Raw genomic sequence first — 15,982 nt, forward strand, 5'->3', positions numbered from 1 at the left:
CATTCAGGCTACACTAAACGGAAGTTCTCTCTATCTGATTTTGAATATAGTGCACAATAGCATTTACGCTCCCAAAGTTATCCATCGTAATTTCACTATCACTAATTTGAAATTGAAATGTATCTTCCACAAAACAAACAAGGATGATAATACCAGTCGAGTCTACAATCCCCTTTTCTACTAATGAATCATCGTCACCCAACTGCTCCATGTTCACAATGAAATTATTGGAGATAAAATTGCTAACTATATCTTTCACTTGCTTCATATTGAATCTCCTCGCCTCTTTTTTGGGGAATGGTTACTTATAAATAAAATGATGATGTAACAGGTGCGTTGACAAAATCGTATTGACTGCCATGTTATCTGCATTTGTCACATTGCGAAAATCCCTGCGAACTCCTTTCTCATGAAGCAGTTTTACTTTTGCCGGGTCAAACACCCCAACCTTCCGGGTATAAGCTTCACTCATCATTTCCGGTATATATTCCTCGAGTTTATCGTTATCGTAAAAGCTTTTGAAATCCGGAGCGCGATAAGCAAACTTACTGCGTTTATAAATTTCTTGGGGAATAATGTCTTTGAAGGCTTCCCTTAAAATATACTTATCTCTCAATCCATTTAGCTTCCATTTAGGATGCAGGCTGGAAGCCAGCTCGACAAGCTCCTTATCCAAAAAAGGAAATCTTCCCTCGACACTATGGCTCATCAGCATACGATCACCTTGCGAGGAAAGCAGATAGCCGTTTAACAAAGTAATGAGTTCGAGCTGTTGGGCCCGTTCAGCATGCGACCAGGAAAAAAAATCATTCGGTAAGCTTTTTTCCAATCGCTCTCCAAAAGATGAAATAGACAGTTCAGCCATTCGCTCGCCGGACAAATAATTGGTTAAAGCTTGATTTGTCGCCCAGCGCGGCAAATGGGAATAGAAAGCTTGTTCCGTCTTTTCAAGGTCTTTTTGATAGAATGCTTTAATAAATTGAAAATAACGGGGATTGCGATATTGGCTGTAGTAAGGGAATATCTTTTGGAATAATTGCGGCCTCATTTTTGATTCAGGGACCTTGTTCCAGAAAAGACGAATCGCCAGTTCTCGGAAAGTATCGTAGCCCCAAAAGATTTCGTCCGAACCTTCGCCGCTAAGTACTGCTTTGAATCCATGTGATTGTACGGATTTGGAGAGCAAATACAAGGGTACTGGCGCACACCGAAAAAGAACGGTCTCCGCATGCCTGACCGCTTCCGGATAATATCTAGCAATGTCACTATTCTGGCATATAATCGCATGATGATTGCTGCCCGTTTCCTTCACAATCATGTCCTGGTAATGCGATTCATTTAGAGAATCATCTTCAAATTGAATGGAAAATGTATCTATTTTTTTGCCAAGCTGCTTGGCTATGATGCAAGCCAATATCGAGGAATCTACACCGCCGCTCAAATACAACCCAACTGGTACGTCGGCTGTCAGCGACCGCTGCACACTACTGAGCATAGTGTTCCTCAGTTCTTCTACAGCTTCTTCAAAGTTGCCTTGATAGACTTTTGAAAACTGCAGACTCCAATAACGTTGGCGTTCCACAGACACCCTCTCATTTGGGCCTATCCTGACCCTCAACATCTCTCCCGGAGAAACTTGCCTAACTTGCTGATACACCGTATTGGGCGGAGGAACACTCCACAAACTCATAGATTCATATAGCGAATTCATGCAAAATTGTTTTGGAATAACATTAAGGAAGAGCGCCTTCATTTCTGAAGCGAAATAAAAGCATTTCTCTGCTTCATAATAAAATAGCGGGCAAATGCCCGCGCGGTCTCTCCCCAGAACCAATTCTCCTAACCGCGTATCATAGATCGCAAACGCAAATTGACCATTAACACGAGATAAAAAATCATGAGGATTATCTTCGTATAGATGAAGCAGTACTTCAACATCGGTATCGGTAGCAAAGATATGCCCCGAAGATTGCAATTGCTCCCTAAGTTGGCGGTAATTTAAAATCTCACCATTGCAGACCATAACTATCGTTCTATTTTCATTATAAATCGGTTGATTTCCATTAGTTAATCCGACGATTTTTAGTCTTGTGGATCCAAGAGCAACAACTGGATCGACATAGTAGCCTTCCGTATCCGGCCCTCGATGATGCATAATTTGCATCATCGAGCGAATCGCAGCCGTCTTTTCCCCCTCGCTTAAACAATAATTCACAATTCCAGATATACTACACATTTTTTACTCCTTATGCCATCAGATTCTTATTATGAAGGTTCTAGTTTTGAATATGGATCTTGTTTGACCTCAACAGCCATAAACAACCACCAAGAGAGAAAGCAAAAGTCAACAGTAAGATGATTACCGGAACTGTGTAACCTGATAAAATTAGCTTATCAAATCCCAATAAGTGATCTGCCAGCACCATTGGGATAATAAAAGGAATATATTGAATAAACGAAGATGAATAAAAAATTGTGCATACCAACATAAACAGAACACCTAATATTATTCCCGTCACTGCTTGTCTTGACAGCATCGTAACGAACAGCACGAATGGTAAGAGCAAAAAATGCATAATCACCATGACTCCGACAATAGATACAAATTCTTTGACATTCTCTAACTCCAAGGCTCCGGATACAAGAAACGGTGCAGCCATATGGCTAGCGAACACAAAGAGCACGGAAGTAACTAAAATCACCGGAAGCAGGATAAGAAGCTTCGCGTAAAAAATATGCTGCTTTGAATACGGATAACAAAGCAGATTCTCCATCATATTCTCCTCATACTCCCGGGCCCAAACATAACTGGCGAAAGCTGAAAATGTGAGAATGGATTGAATATTATAGATGAACATCGCTACATGATAAAACTCTTTCCAGTCCAGATGGCTTTCCTCCAAAAGCATCAATGACGCAATAAGACCAGGCATAAAAGCCCCAAAAATAATGAGCCAGAGTATTTTAGAGGAAAGAAGTTTTTTATATTCTACATATATTAATCTGTGTATTGCTCATCAACCCTTTCTGTTTATTTTTGTAATTGAGAGAAATAAAAACACCACAAAAACAGCTAGCATAATAAGTAAAGGCATTCCATTGCTTGTTACTGAAACATCATTTTCCAAATAATTTGTTACCGTAACCATTGGAATCAGGTGTGGAAAAAAATAATAGAAGTCTCGGTAAACAAAAGGGAATGTAAATATGAAGCCTGCTAACGATATGAGCAATGAAGGCACAAAATCTTTCCTCAACAGCACAATGTATGTCACAACAGGTGTTAATAGAAAAAACATCAGAGAGCTAATCCACCATACATCAAATAACCGGCTTGCCAGAGCAAGGGTGAAATCACCCAAGAATAAATGGATAAGGGCAAGTAATCCAAAAGTAATCAGTTCGAGCAATACGATCATGAGTAACAATAGCAATAACTTGCTTAACAGCAGCTTGGTTCTTGAAACCGGCGTAACGAACAAATAAGTTAACGTATTCTCTTTATATTCCCGGGCGATTAAATACGTTGCTAATATTATTATCATTGAAAATATAGTAACAGATATAGTACTTGTATTTTTGGAAATAACAGAGAAAAATGTTGTATCTTCTTTGGAGATCACATATTGAATGACAATAAACAAAATCGGAATAAAAATAGACAATATGAGGAAAAGATTAATATATGATCGTTTTATTTTTAACAATTCAAGATATACGAGCTTGCTCATGACGATTCCCCCTATCCTCAGTCAACTTAATAAAAAGTTCTTCCAACGAAGGCGTAACCATCCTACTTTCCATTACCGTGATTTGATTCTCAACAAGTAACTTGGTAATCGAACCATTCAGTCGCTCATCCGTAAGTTGTATGGTAAGTGTATCCTCGTTTATATTAATTTGCTGCAAATTAAAGTGCTGCTGCAGCAGCTTAACCGATTGCTGCGTATCGCTAACTTTATAAACCAAATACCTTTGACTCTTTTGTTGAAAATCTTCCTTCTGAATTTCTTCCAGTAATCTTCCATGGTGTAATATCCCGACTTTATTTACCATCTTTTCGACTTCAGCTAAAATATGCGAGGAAACCAGAATCGTTTTGCCGTGCTTTTTCGCGATATCAATAATCAAATCTCTTATTTCTACGATACCTACAGGATCCAACCCATTGGTAGGCTCATCTAAGATTAGTAAATCAGGATTATGCAGCATCGCTCTTGCTATGCCCAATCTCTGCTTCATTCCCAGCGAATAATGCGCCACTTTCTTCGTTTTTTCTTCGTTTAAATTTACAATATCCAATACGCGCTTAATCTCACTCTTATCTTTCACGTCCATCATAATGCGGTGAATCTCCAAATTTTCTTGCGCAGACAAATTGGAATAGAAGCCAGGTATCTCAATAATTGATCCTATTCGCCGCAAATGCTTATACATATTTTGATTCGTTACTTTTTCCCCAAATAACTCAACGTGGCCGCTTGAAGCCTGTAAAAGATTTAGTATCAGGCGAATCGTAGTCGTTTTGCCGGCACCGTTTTGACCAATGAAACCATAAACCTCACTGTCCTGTACATGAATATTGACTTGATTCACAACATTTTTTCCCTTGTAATTTTTCGTTAGATCTTTGGTTTGAAGAATCGTTGTCAAGAAATACACCTCCAAAATTTTTGAGGATGCTTACCCATCCGTTTGCCTAATAACCCGACTGTTTATTCCTATTCATGCTTGAACTAAATTTTGATCAAGAATTTCATACAACTTTTTGATCATACGGACATCCTCTTCATCCCCAACAAAACCCGCTGAAATCGTAAGCGTATTTTTAAACTGTGAGAATACTAGAGAAAATTTGGGATAGTATACAATCTGCCCCATAAAGTAAGCATCCTCTAATTTCAGATCATCCCAAACATCAACAAATCGGTTAATATTCCCGACATTGGACAAGTAAGGAATGCCAAGTACATTTTTCCCCATTGCCCCGGACATCTTTTCCACCACTTTGAAAGGGATCATCTTCAGAAGGGAATTCAACATAAATACCGTGTTTACACCTGGTACCTGCTGCTTGGAGTAATTATTTAGATCCACCTTGATCTGTTTCGTAAACCGCTGCACTTCTGCCAGGATTGTTTCAAATGTCGCAAGTGGCTCCACCTTTAATTGAGCCAAGACACCGGAACTGAAATTTACAATGACATTGTCTTGATAAGTACGGTTATAGTTCCTGAAATCGATTGTCAGAAAGAGCGGATTTATAGTGGAGTTCAACTTGCATTTTTGATCCCGCAGCGTATAAAAAGTTTTATAAAAGGCGGTAAGGAAGTAATCGTTAAACGAACATCCCTGTTGCTTGCAATAGTCATTAATTTGAATAAGCCTGTCTGGTGATACCCGGTGAAGAAGCAGTCTTTCTTTATTGTTATCGTTTGGCTTACTCCACGGAAACGGATGAATTTCCGTCTCCAGCTTCATATCCGAGGTAGAAAGCATACTTTTAAAGCGTTCCATAACATTATATTTCTTCAATAGGGATTGAATGCCTCGATCTACCTTTTTGTAGGAATCCGGACGATAATTCTGATTTTTCCTCAATTGATTGTAAATTCCGCCTAGCTTCTTGATATAATGCATCAACCCCGTGCTGTCTGATACATCATGATGAATAATAAATCCCAGATAATCCTTTCCTTCATTGCGGAATAAGCGAATGAGGATCTGCGGCCCTCTGCACGTATCAATCTTTTGAATAAAAAAGGCTTCTATCTCCGAATTTATATCCGCTGGACCCTCTAGAAAGTGATATACCGTACCAACATCCTTATCATTCATTTTTTCCCATGAAAGTTTAAAGAATCCTTTATTCAGCTTATGTAGAAGAACTTCTTCCAATTCTAGACTCAAGAAGATAGCTTCTCTCAGATGTACCTCATCCAACTGGCCATCAAATTCGAGATAGCAACGAATTTGTTGATCAGACCCGCTTTCAGCAATGTACATAATCTGGTCCAACGGCTCGACCCGGTATGATCCACTCATCTCTTCTCCTCCTGGATCGCTCGTAGGCTTTTGACGGAGATTTGAATTCCCTTGTTAAAAAGTCCAGGTATATATTTGTAGACAAAATAGGATAAGGTTGCGAATTTCGGAAATACTATGATTCCTTTATTTTTCGCCACATGACGCAAAATGATTTTAGCCGCTTGCTTTGGGACAAGAAGCGAGCTTTCTGGAACAAGTTTTCTGAAAGGTTCCCGTTTCAGATTAATCAATCTGACCGAATCCCACAGCTTCGTACGAATACCTCCTGGACATAATACAGTCACTTTAACTCCACGTGATTTGCCTTCTTCGCGAAGGGAAGTGGATAATCCGACAATCGCATGTTTTGTCGTCGAATATGCCGTATTAAATGGGGAGGGGATAATGCCGCCAAGAGATGACATATTGACAATATGACCAAAGCCCTGCTTCGTCATAAGATCATAAGCGTAAACAGTCGGAAACAGCACTCCGTTCAGATTGGTATTGATCATTCCTCTCCAATCCTCTATCCCCATATCCCTTACCTCACCTACTAGTCCATACCCAACGATATTGAACACATAATCGATCTTTTTATATTTGGAATACAAGGTGTTAAAAGCCTGCTCAACTTCCCCGGGAATGGTCATATCTACCGCTTGGGTCATCAGCACATCGCCCGTCGGATTCAATAAAGCTTGGACATTCTGCAAACCGCTCTCGTTGATGTCCAACAATATAACCTTGTTACGGTTTTGGATTAATTCCATTGCGATAGACTGCCCGATGTCTGAAGCCCCGCCTGTAATCACTATAATTTTCTCGGTAATGCTTGATCTAGCCATAACTCACGTCAGCCTCCATATTTACATTGTCAACAAAAAAACTTCACTTTTACCCTGGTAAAAACCACGAAGTATAACCAAGAGGAAAAAAAAGACACCCCTCGTTACAGAATCAAGTTGAACTCATTCTGCCCGTGTGATGTTCTTTGTTGTTTATGTCTGCAAAAGTGCGCAGCTTCGCCCTTTCATGCTAAGAAGCACTACATCTATTGCAATTATGACCAACTGAAACTGCATAACGTGCCGAAACAGCGATTATACACTTCAGTTATTTTGAGGAATTAAGCATTGCTTCCTATAACATAATTAATGATTTCTTGATTAATACGACTTGCCTGTTCATGATTTATACCATGTCCTGCATTTGGTATTATCTTATAAGAAATCTGGTTCCTATCTAACTCTTCAATGGCTGCAGGGTAATTGGACAACCGGTCATGCTCTCCTATCAAATAGAGCGCTTTCTCTTTCAGAATTGAAAGCTCATTTAACGTAAAGCTTTTGTACTTATGAAACATCATAGATCTGTTGTTATAATATTTTAACAAATACGTCCAATGAGACATTATTTCTTGGTTTTCTTCAAATACAACTGAAGTATCAGGTGCACATAACTTTCTGAGTAATTTTCTTGTTGTTTTTTCAGATGATGGAAGCAACGCTTCTGGCAGAAAAAGCATCATCATCTTGAGCATACTCACCTTGACTCCACCGGCCAGCCCAATCATCTTATTTACTTTAGCAGGATTTGTGATGGTGTAATAACTAGCTAGATATGACCCATTGGAAACACCTGCGATGTTGATCATATCCAGACTGAAATGCTGAAGTACTTGGTCAATCCATATTGCCTGATCAAAGCTTTTATTATAACTGTTGTTTGGTTCACTTTTCCCAGGACCCCCCATCGTGTCAACAGCAATAACGTAAAAATGCTTTGACAATTCAGAAATATTATAAATCCACATTAAAGCAGAGTTATCGCCTACACCATGAAATAGCAGCAAAGGCGGATTGCTAGACTCTCCCGCAGTAATGAGATGAGTTTGACCGAATTCTGTAGCAACATCCTCTTCTTGAATAGGTATTCCCCACTGGTCGAGCAGTCTCTGATATGATGCGTAAACCAGTGCTTTACCTTCACCTTTTTTAAATGGGTTCACTGCCATACCTTCACCATCCTTTTCCAGAAATATTAAAGCGGATTTAAAATCACACATTTACATCTAGGTTTCCTATACGTAGGACTTCAATCCCCAGGTCAATGAGCATCTCGCTCCCCCATAAGCTAATACTTACTTTTGCTCGCCTTTTACGCTTATCAATTTTCTTAATAATTCCCTCTTTGCCCATTAATGGACCCGAAATGACACTGACACAGGAATCCGCAATAAAAACTTTCGAGTATTCAATCACTTCCTCATTGTTAAGCAGCTCAAAGATCTGTTCGATATCCTTATAAGGCATTTGTTTGAAGTAGTGTTCTTCCGAATCCAAAAAAATATTATTTGAGTTTTGTATACTATTATTTAAATCTTTTTTATTTCGGTAGTTTAACATACGATGCACTAAATGATACTCATTAAGTATATAGTACATCGAATAGTTCATTTTGGTTTCCACAAAAACGTATCCGGGAAACATGACTTTTTCCACGCAACTGATTTGACCACATTTTTTTTCTGATATCTTTCTCTTAGGAACAACACATCGCAAATCTTTTTTATCAATAAACCTCTGTAAATTCGTTTTCACTTGACATTCACTTCCACTTCTAACAAACAAAACGTACCAACTCATTATAACCTCCGTATAAAGAAAGTTTACTTGTGGGTCACATTTCCGAATGAAAAACCTATAATGTTTGACTTTGTAGATGTTCTCTTCTAATTTACTAAAAAAGTAAAATCGCTGAAGCTGCGAACTACAACTTCGGATGTTGAACTTCATCACTTTTAGAGCATCTTTGAGATCGCTTATGTAAAAATATCTGATTGATGAAATAAAGCCCCTTCCTATAAATAGAAAAAAAGGATATGTCTTTATATAAGGATAGCATCTAAAAAACAGATAATCAAACATAAATTTACATCATAATACGCTATAATTCGACATAAACAAACATTCTCTTCCATGTGGATTGCAAGCAGATACCCTGTAATCTCCGTAGCATCATCAAGAACTCTTAAACTGTGAATATAGACGTTTCAACTTGGTTCTGGTTTTATCAGTAGTAACAATTTTGACCGGGCGGACCATCCTTGCCAGCCAGCCGGTTGACTCTTGGCGAAACACAGGCGTGGGTAGAAGGCTGACGTAAGGAAATAGCATCAGATTCAAACGAGTGATTTCATCTAACGATGCGCTTGTGAGCTCTGTCAATCGTCGAGCAGATTAGACACAAATTAAAGACTGATGCTGTACTAGTGGGGCATGAGAGTAATACTTGGAATCCGAGCCTCCAGGGCTTGCAGGGCAAGAATCCAGTAGACGGCAAGTACACGCAACCAGACCTTCCAGCGCCTTAGGGTGGAGGTTTCCACGCAGACGGTCACGAACACTATCCGCTCCTTGACTGCCTGTTCGATACAGCCGGATTCTTAGGTTTTGTAAGGAGCCAAAAAATCCAGGAGCTCATGGGTGAACCTTACATCATATCGCACACCGTAGTCTCTGAATCAAGAGCCTACGCGTCTCACCTCCCCACTCCGGACCTTACGCTCTCGGCTTCCGATAATCTCCAATCTTTGTACAGCAAGGGCAGTGCACCTCCTCCGCCCTCTCCAAATCTTTGAAACTGGTTATCCTGGTCTCTTAGCTTCAGGAGGGATGTTTTTTTGTCGAAAATAAATAGTACACTTACAATTTTTATAATTTTTGTTTTCTCGTTGCCTTTTTTCTACATGCTTCCCATTTACATAGTGAGAGGAGATGTTAATAATGAGTAAGGACCGTAATTCTGACGAATCAGTTGAAAAAGCATTTAGCAGCTATGTAAAGTCGTCCCTTCAACATGCAAGTAGTGATTACTTCAAGAAACTCTTCCACGATTACTCTCATATTGCATTACTTGATGCAGTTACTTACGAATTGAATATTAGTCTTAACATCTGTCCAATGCACTTACAGGAAGAAAATGATCACACACTTTTCACACAAGTTATTGAGGATCTACAGCTAAGTCCAAAAGAAAAGAAAATTTTTTGTTTGAAATATTGTGAAGATAAGACAGACAAGGAAATCGCAAGTAGTATGGGAGTAACCAGACAAGCCATTTCCAAGACCAAATCAAATATACTGGTGAAGCTTAAAAGTCACTTGGAAATGCACTCATAAGCTTGTTGTTCATTCTCGTGGGCCCCCTTTTATTTGCATCATGAAGATGGAGATAAAAGGAGGAGAAGTGTCATGTCGGAGATTATTAATTTGATAAGGTCAGCCCAAAATGGTAATAGAGATGCGGAAGCAGAACTTGTAGCTCGTTATGAACCCCTTATTAACAAATATTCTAGAAAGAATGGTTTGCTTGACGAAGATTGCAAACAACACTTAACTATAGAATTTATTTTGGCGGTTCGCCGTTTCGATCTTAAGCGCTATCATTAGTAAGAAACAAGCCACGTTTTAGATGCTTTTTATCTTTAGCGTGGCTTGTAACATTTTGCACAATGTTAATGAATTTTTAAAAAAACTATAAGATATATATACCGCAATTTAGATTATACCTGACAAGCAGACGATCTCTCGCTTCCATTGGTTGCTTATTGATTCGCTTCATAAATTGGCTAACATGAAGCTTAATCTTATAAAATTTTTCAAAAAAGACGTTGTTGACCACATCAGCTTTGATCCACAACCATAGCCCTTCAACTGGATTGAGGTTAGGACTATATGGCGTAGAAAGACCAGTTGCAGACGCGGATGTTCCGCCAAAAAAGGCTGCAACTCCGTGGCATGATGAATCCGACTGTTGTCCAGAATCAAGGCGATTTTCTCACTCGGATAACGGAGAGAAGATCCTGAAGAAATCGAATAAAGGCTGCTGTGTCAGTCTTTTCTTCTTCCCGGTGATGCACCTCCCCGGTTTCATAATTAATCGCACCAAACAACTTGGCTCCTTCGTGTTTGCCGCACGTTGGCACTTTGCGTTGTTTGCCACGAGGAAACCAATTGTATTGCAAGGCTTGATAGGAGCGAATCATGGATTCGTCCTCAAAGAGCAGATGGTCGATTATTTCAGCCTCCATCTGCTTCTTGAGCTCTACGAAGGTATGCTTTTTGAACAAGATTTGGGCGTCTTCGTTGGCGTTGGCAAGGGTATAGGTGGCTTTGGTAAAGCTGAAGTTCATTCGCTTCAGCATCGCACTAATTCCGCGTACGCTCATTTTCACACCAAACTCTCGCTTAAACCACTCTGCCACCAGCGGAAGTGTCTAGGTGTACCTAGCTTCAAAACCTACATCGGCGGGTTGGTGCTGCTCCAGCATGGAAGCTAACTGACGACGCTGCTCCTCCGAGAGTTTTGTCGGTTGTCCGGGGGAATGATCCATGTTTAGACCGGTCAAGCCTTCTGACTGGTAAGAATGCCAATAACGGCTGAGGGTATGACGCCCGCGGCTTAGGAGCTCACCGATCTCATCGAACGTATGTCCTTCCAAACGAAAACGGACCGCCTGATATCTCTCATAGAGTCGTTTATTTGAAGCTTGTTTCATCGCTGAATTCAGTCGTTCGATTTCTTTGGTATCCATCTTCATCGCCGCCTTGGGTTGAGTTACTATTCATTACCCGATTTGGCGATTGGAATGACTTTGGTCCTTTATTAATTGCGTCCTATATAGTTGCTTTTTATAGGACAACTTCCCATTTACTATGTAGGAGAAAAAAACGGAAGCTTATGAAAGTTATTCTCCTAATTGTTCTATGAAAATTTCATATGCCCTATTTCAAGTACCTTCCTCTTGCGCCTGCGAATAGTAGGTAGCGACCTAAGTGGAAACGCCAAGACTGCCTATGGCCTCTTTAAGCCCTTTAACCTGAATTGAAGGCCAAAGCACGAGCGACTTACTTCCAGCCTTAAAAGCAATCTGTAGTGGGTTGTTCGCCATAACCCGCAAGAGAGATCATGATACTTCTGCCCGGCCAGCGTCACTGCATTGGGGGTAGCCCGCTCGGATGAGGGGGAGCTTCAATAATGATCGGAGCTATGATGCCGTGCAACTATCGGCAGCTTGAAATAGGCTTCTTTATCTTATGATAGGAGTGGAAAAGTTGAAAGAGGGCTCTCTGTACTACTATGCACATGGACCACCCATTATTTTCTGTTTTTCTCATAAACATACATACCAGTATTTCAGGGAAAGGAGACTCTCTATGCCCGATTATTGTCAGGAAAATTCAACTTCTACTGATCTCTTAACTCTCATGTTTCTGGAGTACCCGGATGTCGTAACCGTTGAACAAATGTGTAATATGCTCGGCGACATTAGCACAAAAACTGCTTATAAATTATTGCAAGCTAATCGCATTGAACATTTCCGAATCGGAAAAACATACAAAATTCCTAAACTTAGTGTAATCTCCTACCTTCAGCAGATAATGATTTCGCCTCCACTTCCCAACACTGACGCTTTAATGCATTGAATTGTTTATTGTATCGTGTTATATTTAAAGTGTCAATGGTAGGTAGTTCAGGGCTGCTAACCCAAGGAGGGAATATGATGGTAGCAGGCCACCTACAAGAAAAGAAGGGACTTTTTTATATCGTCTTGAATTGCAAAGATGACCAAGGCAAGCGCAAGCCCAAGTGGATTCCCACTGGACTTACGGTGAAAGGAAACAAAAAGAAAGCTGAAGGGATGTTATTGATAGCGCGGCAGAATTTTGATCAAGCAGCAGACGTTAAACAAGAGCAAGTTAAAAAGACAGCAACTAATGAAGAACACACTGACGAGGAACAAATTCTTTTTTCAGACTTTATGCTGAACTGGCTTGAGATCATGAGACACAGTGTAGAGCTAATCACCTTCATCTCCTATACAAACGCGGTAAAGGGCCGTGTGGCCCCGTATTTCAGAGAAAAAGGGGTAATGCTCCATGAACTAAAAGCACAGCATATACAGGATTTCTACCAGCATGAATTGCAAGTCAGAGGCGTGTCTGCCAATACGGTGATTCATTATCATGCAAATATTCGTAAAGCACTTCAATATGCAGTCAAAACAGAACTTATTGGTTCTAACCCCGCAGATCTTGTTGAACGCCCAAAGAAGAATGTGTTTGTTGCCAACTTTTATAATGCGAATGAAATGAATCAGCTGTTCGAAAACATTAAAGGTCTTAATATCGAGCTTGGAGTCATCCTTGCCGCCTTTTATGGACTAAGACGAAGTGAAGTGGTGGGGTTAAAGTGGTCAGCCATTGATTTAAAAAACCGTACGATAACGATAAAGCACACAGTCACAAGTGGATCGCTTGACGGTAAACTCATCACGATTGAGAAAGATAGAACAAAGAACAAAGCTAGCCGACGCACATTACCGCTTGTAGATGCCTTCTATGAGTTGCTTGTAAGTCTTAAACATCAACAGGAGGCCGACCGGGCAATATGCAAAGGCTCATACTGCATGGACTACCTGGATTACATTTACTTAGATACAATAGGTAAACGAATTAAACCAAATTTTATCACACAAAATTTCCCCATTGTATTGAAAAAATTAGGGCTAAGACGTATTCGGTTTCATGATCTTCGTCATAGTTGCGCCAGTCTTCTTCTAGCCAACGGAGTTGGTATGAAGGAAATACAAGAATGGTTAGGTCATAGCGACTACTCAACAACGGCAAATACCTATTCACACCTTGAATATAGTGCTAAAATCTCATCTGCCCAAGCAATGAGTGAATGCTTATATACTTTTAAGCATTCTGATATGAAAAAAGGCTTATAAAATCGCTTCGAAAAGCAATCTTATAAACCTTTTTGTATACCGATGGCCGGACTCGAACCGGCAAGCCTCTCGGCACCGCATTTTGAGTGCGGCGTGTCTGCCAATTCCACCACATCGGCATAATATAAATTCTTCAACTGTTAATTTTCCTTTCTCAGAAAAAGGAGAGAACTACAGGAGAGAACTTGAAATCAGTACATCTTAAAATCCAGTAGTACCAAGGCCTTAGCGGTTAAATCCTCGACTTACGAACTCGATTTTGAGTGCGGCGTGTCTGCCAATTCCACCACATCGGCATAATGTATATCTTATCTGACTGACTAATGTCCTCCCGTAAGGAGAAAGCTTTTTAAAAGCATTTCAAAAAATTCAGTAATACCAAGGCTTTAGCGATTAAATCCTCGGCTTGCGAACTCGACTTAGAGTCGAGCGCGCCTGCCATTCCGCCACACCGGTAAAATATGAAAGTTTAAGGTCAGATAATGCGTGAAGTATTATAATGTGTGAAGTATTAATGGCGCACCCTGAAAGATACGGTCATTTACATGCCCGGTTGCGAAGTAGATGCTCACGAAGCTTAAGCTCCAACGAACACTTTCGTTCGAATCTGTCTCAGGTCACTCGGATAATGCGTGAAGTATGAAATGGCGCGCCCTGAGAGATTCGAACTCCCGGCCTTTTGATTCGTAGTCAAACGCTCTATCCAGCTGAGCTAAGGGCGCAAAATTATGGAGCGGACGACGGGAATCGAACCCGCGACCCTCGCCTTGGCAAGGCGATGCTCTACCGCTGAGCCACGTCCGCACACGGTATGTATTACATTTGTTTCTTATGTCGTAACCTTGAAGCAATTTAATAATGGCGGAACCGACGGGATTCGAACCCGCGATCTCCTGCGTGACAGGCAGGCATGTTAGGCCAACTACACCACGGTTCCCCGTTAAAGAACTACTGGCGTCCCCGGAAAATAATCGGAGTACGCTACAAAACATATCTTCATTTTTTAGAAATAAGTTGCGGGGGCAGGATTTGAACCTGCGGCCTTCGGGTTATGAGCCCGACGAGCTACCGGGCTGCTCCACCCCGCGTCAGTAATAATAACTTCTATTCATTTGAGAACTCAAAAACTCATATGGTGGAGGCTGAGGGGCTCGAACCCCCGACCCTCTGCTTGTAAGGCAGATGCTCTCCCAGCTGAGCTAAGCCTCCATTAAAAGAAGCAACTTAATGATCATAACACAACTAAGTAATAAATGCAAACGTTATTATTACCAGTGCAGAAAACTTTAGCTTAACATTCGAAAATTCAAAAGCGAAAGGGTGACTCGTATGGGATACTCTTCACTATCTTACGAGATTGCGATGTATTCCTCACGAAGCCGATGCGTAAGCGGACCCTATGAATTCCCATCCCAGAACTCAAAAATGTTATGGTGACTCGTATGGGATTCGAACCCATGTTACCTCCGTGAAAGGGAGGTGTCTTAACCCCTTGACCAACGAGCCATATAGATAATGTTCTTTTGACAACAAAATATATTATATCAAACTCAATAGAGTATAGCAATATAAATCTTCTGTTAATACAGAATTTAGTATTCTTTTAATCAATAAAGACTATACTTGATCCGCAAGATATATATTTAACTACTCTTTTCTCTTTTTAGCGGAACTCCGGCAAAAGTATGGTACCAGCCTGCGCTGCAATAGTCTCTGTCACATCTTCTTACCAACAGCATTTCTATCTCCAAATGATACCGGAACACCTCATTTTCAGACTTCCACGCAGGTGTCCATCTGCCGGGCAGCCTTTGGGAGTTCTTTTCTTTTATACGGCTGCGCAAAGCTTTTTAACAGCATTACACTGGACAATGGCAGTCTGATAAAACGCAGTCTGCTGAAAATGGCAAGAAGAGCTACATTATTCAGAGATGCAGCTCATAAACTATATAATCGTAGAAACACCTCCATAGAGATTTTACACTTCAAGCTATATGGCTAACAAAAACAAAACGGCTATACCGTCCTTGACTGGACAGTGCAGCTGTTTGGGATTTCAGGTGTAAGACGGCCTGCTGAAACCACCCGGCGGGAAGCCCAAGTGGAAAAAGTGAACTTAATTCTCCCTGCATCCCCTTTTTCGCAAGCGTTAGTGGG

13 protein-coding genes, 7 tRNA genes and 1 pseudogene are annotated in these 15,982 nt (G+C 40.5%); 4 read left to right on the forward strand and 17 right to left on the reverse strand.

The annotated features are described in order from the left end of the window. Positions 1-13 precede the first annotated feature (13 nt). The 9 genes from HYD27_RS24295 to loaP all read right to left on the reverse strand — a co-directional run bounded on the left by HYD27_RS24295 (position 14) and on the right by loaP (position 8,675). Positions 14-268, reverse strand: coding sequence for an acyl carrier protein (locus HYD27_RS24295; protein WP_219219452.1), 255 nt, complete (start codon positions 266-268; stop codon positions 14-16). A 33-nt stretch (positions 269-301) separates the two neighbouring features. Further along, positions 302-2,236 (reverse strand): asparagine synthase (glutamine-hydrolyzing), encoded by a 1,935-nt coding sequence (gene asnB / locus HYD27_RS24300; RefSeq protein ID WP_219219454.1) that lies wholly within the window; start codon positions 2,234-2,236, stop codon positions 302-304. 40 nt (positions 2,237-2,276) lie between these two features. Beyond that, complete coding sequence (locus HYD27_RS24305; protein ID WP_219219470.1) at positions 2,277-3,011, reverse strand: ABC transporter permease; 735 nt, start codon at positions 3,009-3,011, stop codon at positions 2,277-2,279. 6 nt (positions 3,012-3,017) lie between these two features. Next, a complete protein-coding gene (locus tag HYD27_RS24310; protein WP_219219456.1) occupies positions 3,018-3,731 on the reverse strand; it encodes an ABC transporter permease in 714 nt (237 codons plus the stop codon). Further along, positions 3,709-4,653: an ABC transporter ATP-binding protein gene (locus HYD27_RS24315; RefSeq protein ID WP_219219458.1), complete on the reverse strand. Its 945-nt coding sequence runs from the start codon at positions 4,651-4,653 to the stop codon at positions 3,709-3,711. The genes HYD27_RS24310 and HYD27_RS24315 overlap by 23 nt, the downstream gene beginning before the upstream one ends. Before the next feature lie 72 nt (positions 4,654-4,725). After that, positions 4,726-6,045, reverse strand: a complete 1,320-nt coding sequence (locus tag HYD27_RS24320; protein ID WP_219219460.1) for a hypothetical protein — start codon at positions 6,043-6,045, stop codon at positions 4,726-4,728. Continuing rightward, complete coding sequence (locus HYD27_RS24325) at positions 6,042-6,875, reverse strand: SDR family NAD(P)-dependent oxidoreductase (protein WP_219219462.1); 834 nt, start codon at positions 6,873-6,875, stop codon at positions 6,042-6,044. Before HYD27_RS24325 ends, HYD27_RS24320 begins: the two co-directional genes overlap by 4 nt. A gap of 281 nt (positions 6,876-7,156) precedes the next feature. Beyond that, positions 7,157-8,095, reverse strand: a complete 939-nt coding sequence (locus HYD27_RS24330) for an alpha/beta fold hydrolase (protein WP_228745292.1) — start codon at positions 8,093-8,095, stop codon at positions 7,157-7,159. After that, positions 8,088-8,675 carry an antiterminator LoaP gene (loaP, locus tag HYD27_RS24335; protein ID WP_219219463.1) on the reverse strand — a complete coding sequence of 196 codons (588 nt, stop codon included), beginning with the start codon at positions 8,673-8,675 and terminating at the stop codon, positions 8,088-8,090. The genes HYD27_RS24330 and loaP overlap by 8 nt, the downstream gene beginning before the upstream one ends. Positions 8,676-9,815: 1,140 nt before the next feature. On the opposite strand from loaP, the gene HYD27_RS24340 reads away from it, so the two are divergent. Then, complete coding sequence (locus HYD27_RS24340; protein WP_219219465.1) at positions 9,816-10,211, forward strand: sigma-70 family RNA polymerase sigma factor; 396 nt, start codon at positions 9,816-9,818, stop codon at positions 10,209-10,211. Between the two features lie 72 nt (positions 10,212-10,283). Beyond that, the gene (locus HYD27_RS24345) at positions 10,284-10,481 is read left to right on the forward strand and encodes a helix-turn-helix domain-containing protein (protein WP_219219466.1); all 198 of its coding nucleotides are present in this window, start codon (positions 10,284-10,286) and stop codon (positions 10,479-10,481) included. A gap of 85 nt (positions 10,482-10,566) precedes the next feature. On the opposite strand, the pseudogene HYD27_RS24350 reads toward HYD27_RS24345, so the two are convergent. After that, positions 10,567-11,632 (reverse strand): annotated as a pseudogene (locus HYD27_RS24350) (IS630 family transposase). A gap of 667 nt (positions 11,633-12,299) precedes the next feature. On the opposite strand from HYD27_RS24350, the gene HYD27_RS24355 reads away from it, so the two are divergent. Together HYD27_RS24355 and HYD27_RS24360 are read left to right on the forward strand one after the other, a co-directional pair. Then, complete coding sequence (locus HYD27_RS24355) at positions 12,300-12,518, forward strand: helix-turn-helix domain-containing protein (RefSeq protein ID WP_255596508.1); 219 nt, start codon at positions 12,300-12,302, stop codon at positions 12,516-12,518. Positions 12,519-12,592: 74 nt separating this feature from the next. Next, positions 12,593-13,825 (forward strand): tyrosine-type recombinase/integrase, encoded by a 1,233-nt coding sequence (locus HYD27_RS24360; RefSeq protein WP_228745293.1) that lies wholly within the window; start codon positions 12,593-12,595, stop codon positions 13,823-13,825. Positions 13,826-13,862: 37 nt separating this feature from the next. Here HYD27_RS24360 and HYD27_RS24365 read toward each other — a convergent pair. The 7 genes from HYD27_RS24365 to HYD27_RS24395 form a co-directional block, all read right to left on the reverse strand. Beyond that, a tRNA-Leu gene (locus HYD27_RS24365) sits at positions 13,863-13,944 on the reverse strand. Between the two features lie 526 nt (positions 13,945-14,470). Then, positions 14,471-14,547 (reverse strand) — tRNA-Arg (locus tag HYD27_RS24370). 7 nt (positions 14,548-14,554) lie between these two features. Beyond that, a tRNA-Gly gene (locus HYD27_RS24375) sits at positions 14,555-14,629 on the reverse strand. Between the two features lie 55 nt (positions 14,630-14,684). Beyond that, positions 14,685-14,762 (reverse strand) — tRNA-Asp (locus HYD27_RS24380). Between the two features lie 77 nt (positions 14,763-14,839). Further along, positions 14,840-14,913: transfer RNA gene (locus tag HYD27_RS24385), tRNA-Met, on the reverse strand. A 45-nt stretch (positions 14,914-14,958) separates the two neighbouring features. Further along, a tRNA-Val gene (locus HYD27_RS24390) sits at positions 14,959-15,034 on the reverse strand. Between the two features lie 222 nt (positions 15,035-15,256). Beyond that, positions 15,257-15,331: transfer RNA gene (locus tag HYD27_RS24395), tRNA-Glu, on the reverse strand. Positions 15,332-15,982: the final 651 nt, after the last annotated feature.

The sequence above is a fragment of the Paenibacillus sp. S150 genome, from assembly GCF_019352175.1.
Lineage (GTDB): Bacteria > Bacillota > Bacilli > Paenibacillales > Paenibacillaceae > Paenibacillus_AQ.

Coding starts and splice junctions, on each gene's coding strand:
- HYD27_RS24320 (WP_219219460.1), bottom strand. CDS start 6,045: ATGAGTGGATCATACCGGGTCGAGCCGTTGGACCAGATTATGTACATT.
- HYD27_RS24340 (WP_219219465.1), top strand. CDS start 9,816: ATGAGTAAGGACCGTAATTCTGACGAATCAGTTGAAAAAGCATTTAGC.
- HYD27_RS24325 (WP_219219462.1), bottom strand. CDS start 6,875: ATGGCTAGATCAAGCATTACCGAGAAAATTATAGTGATTACAGGCGGG.
- asnB (WP_219219454.1), bottom strand. CDS start 2,236: ATGTGTAGTATATCTGGAATTGTGAATTATTGTTTAAGCGAGGGGGAA.
- HYD27_RS24345 (WP_219219466.1), top strand. CDS start 10,284: ATGTCGGAGATTATTAATTTGATAAGGTCAGCCCAAAATGGTAATAGA.
- HYD27_RS24330 (WP_228745292.1), bottom strand. CDS start 8,095: ATGTGTGATTTTAAATCCGCTTTAATATTTCTGGAAAAGGATGGTGAA.
- HYD27_RS24355 (WP_255596508.1), top strand. CDS start 12,300: ATGTTTCTGGAGTACCCGGATGTCGTAACCGTTGAACAAATGTGTAAT.
- HYD27_RS24295 (WP_219219452.1), bottom strand. CDS start 268: ATGAAGCAAGTGAAAGATATAGTTAGCAATTTTATCTCCAATAATTTC.
- HYD27_RS24310 (WP_219219456.1), bottom strand. CDS start 3,731: ATGAGCAAGCTCGTATATCTTGAATTGTTAAAAATAAAACGATCATAT.
- HYD27_RS24360 (WP_228745293.1), top strand. CDS start 12,593: ATGATGGTAGCAGGCCACCTACAAGAAAAGAAGGGACTTTTTTATATC.
- loaP (WP_219219463.1), bottom strand. CDS start 8,675: ATGAGTTGGTACGTTTTGTTTGTTAGAAGTGGAAGTGAATGTCAAGTG.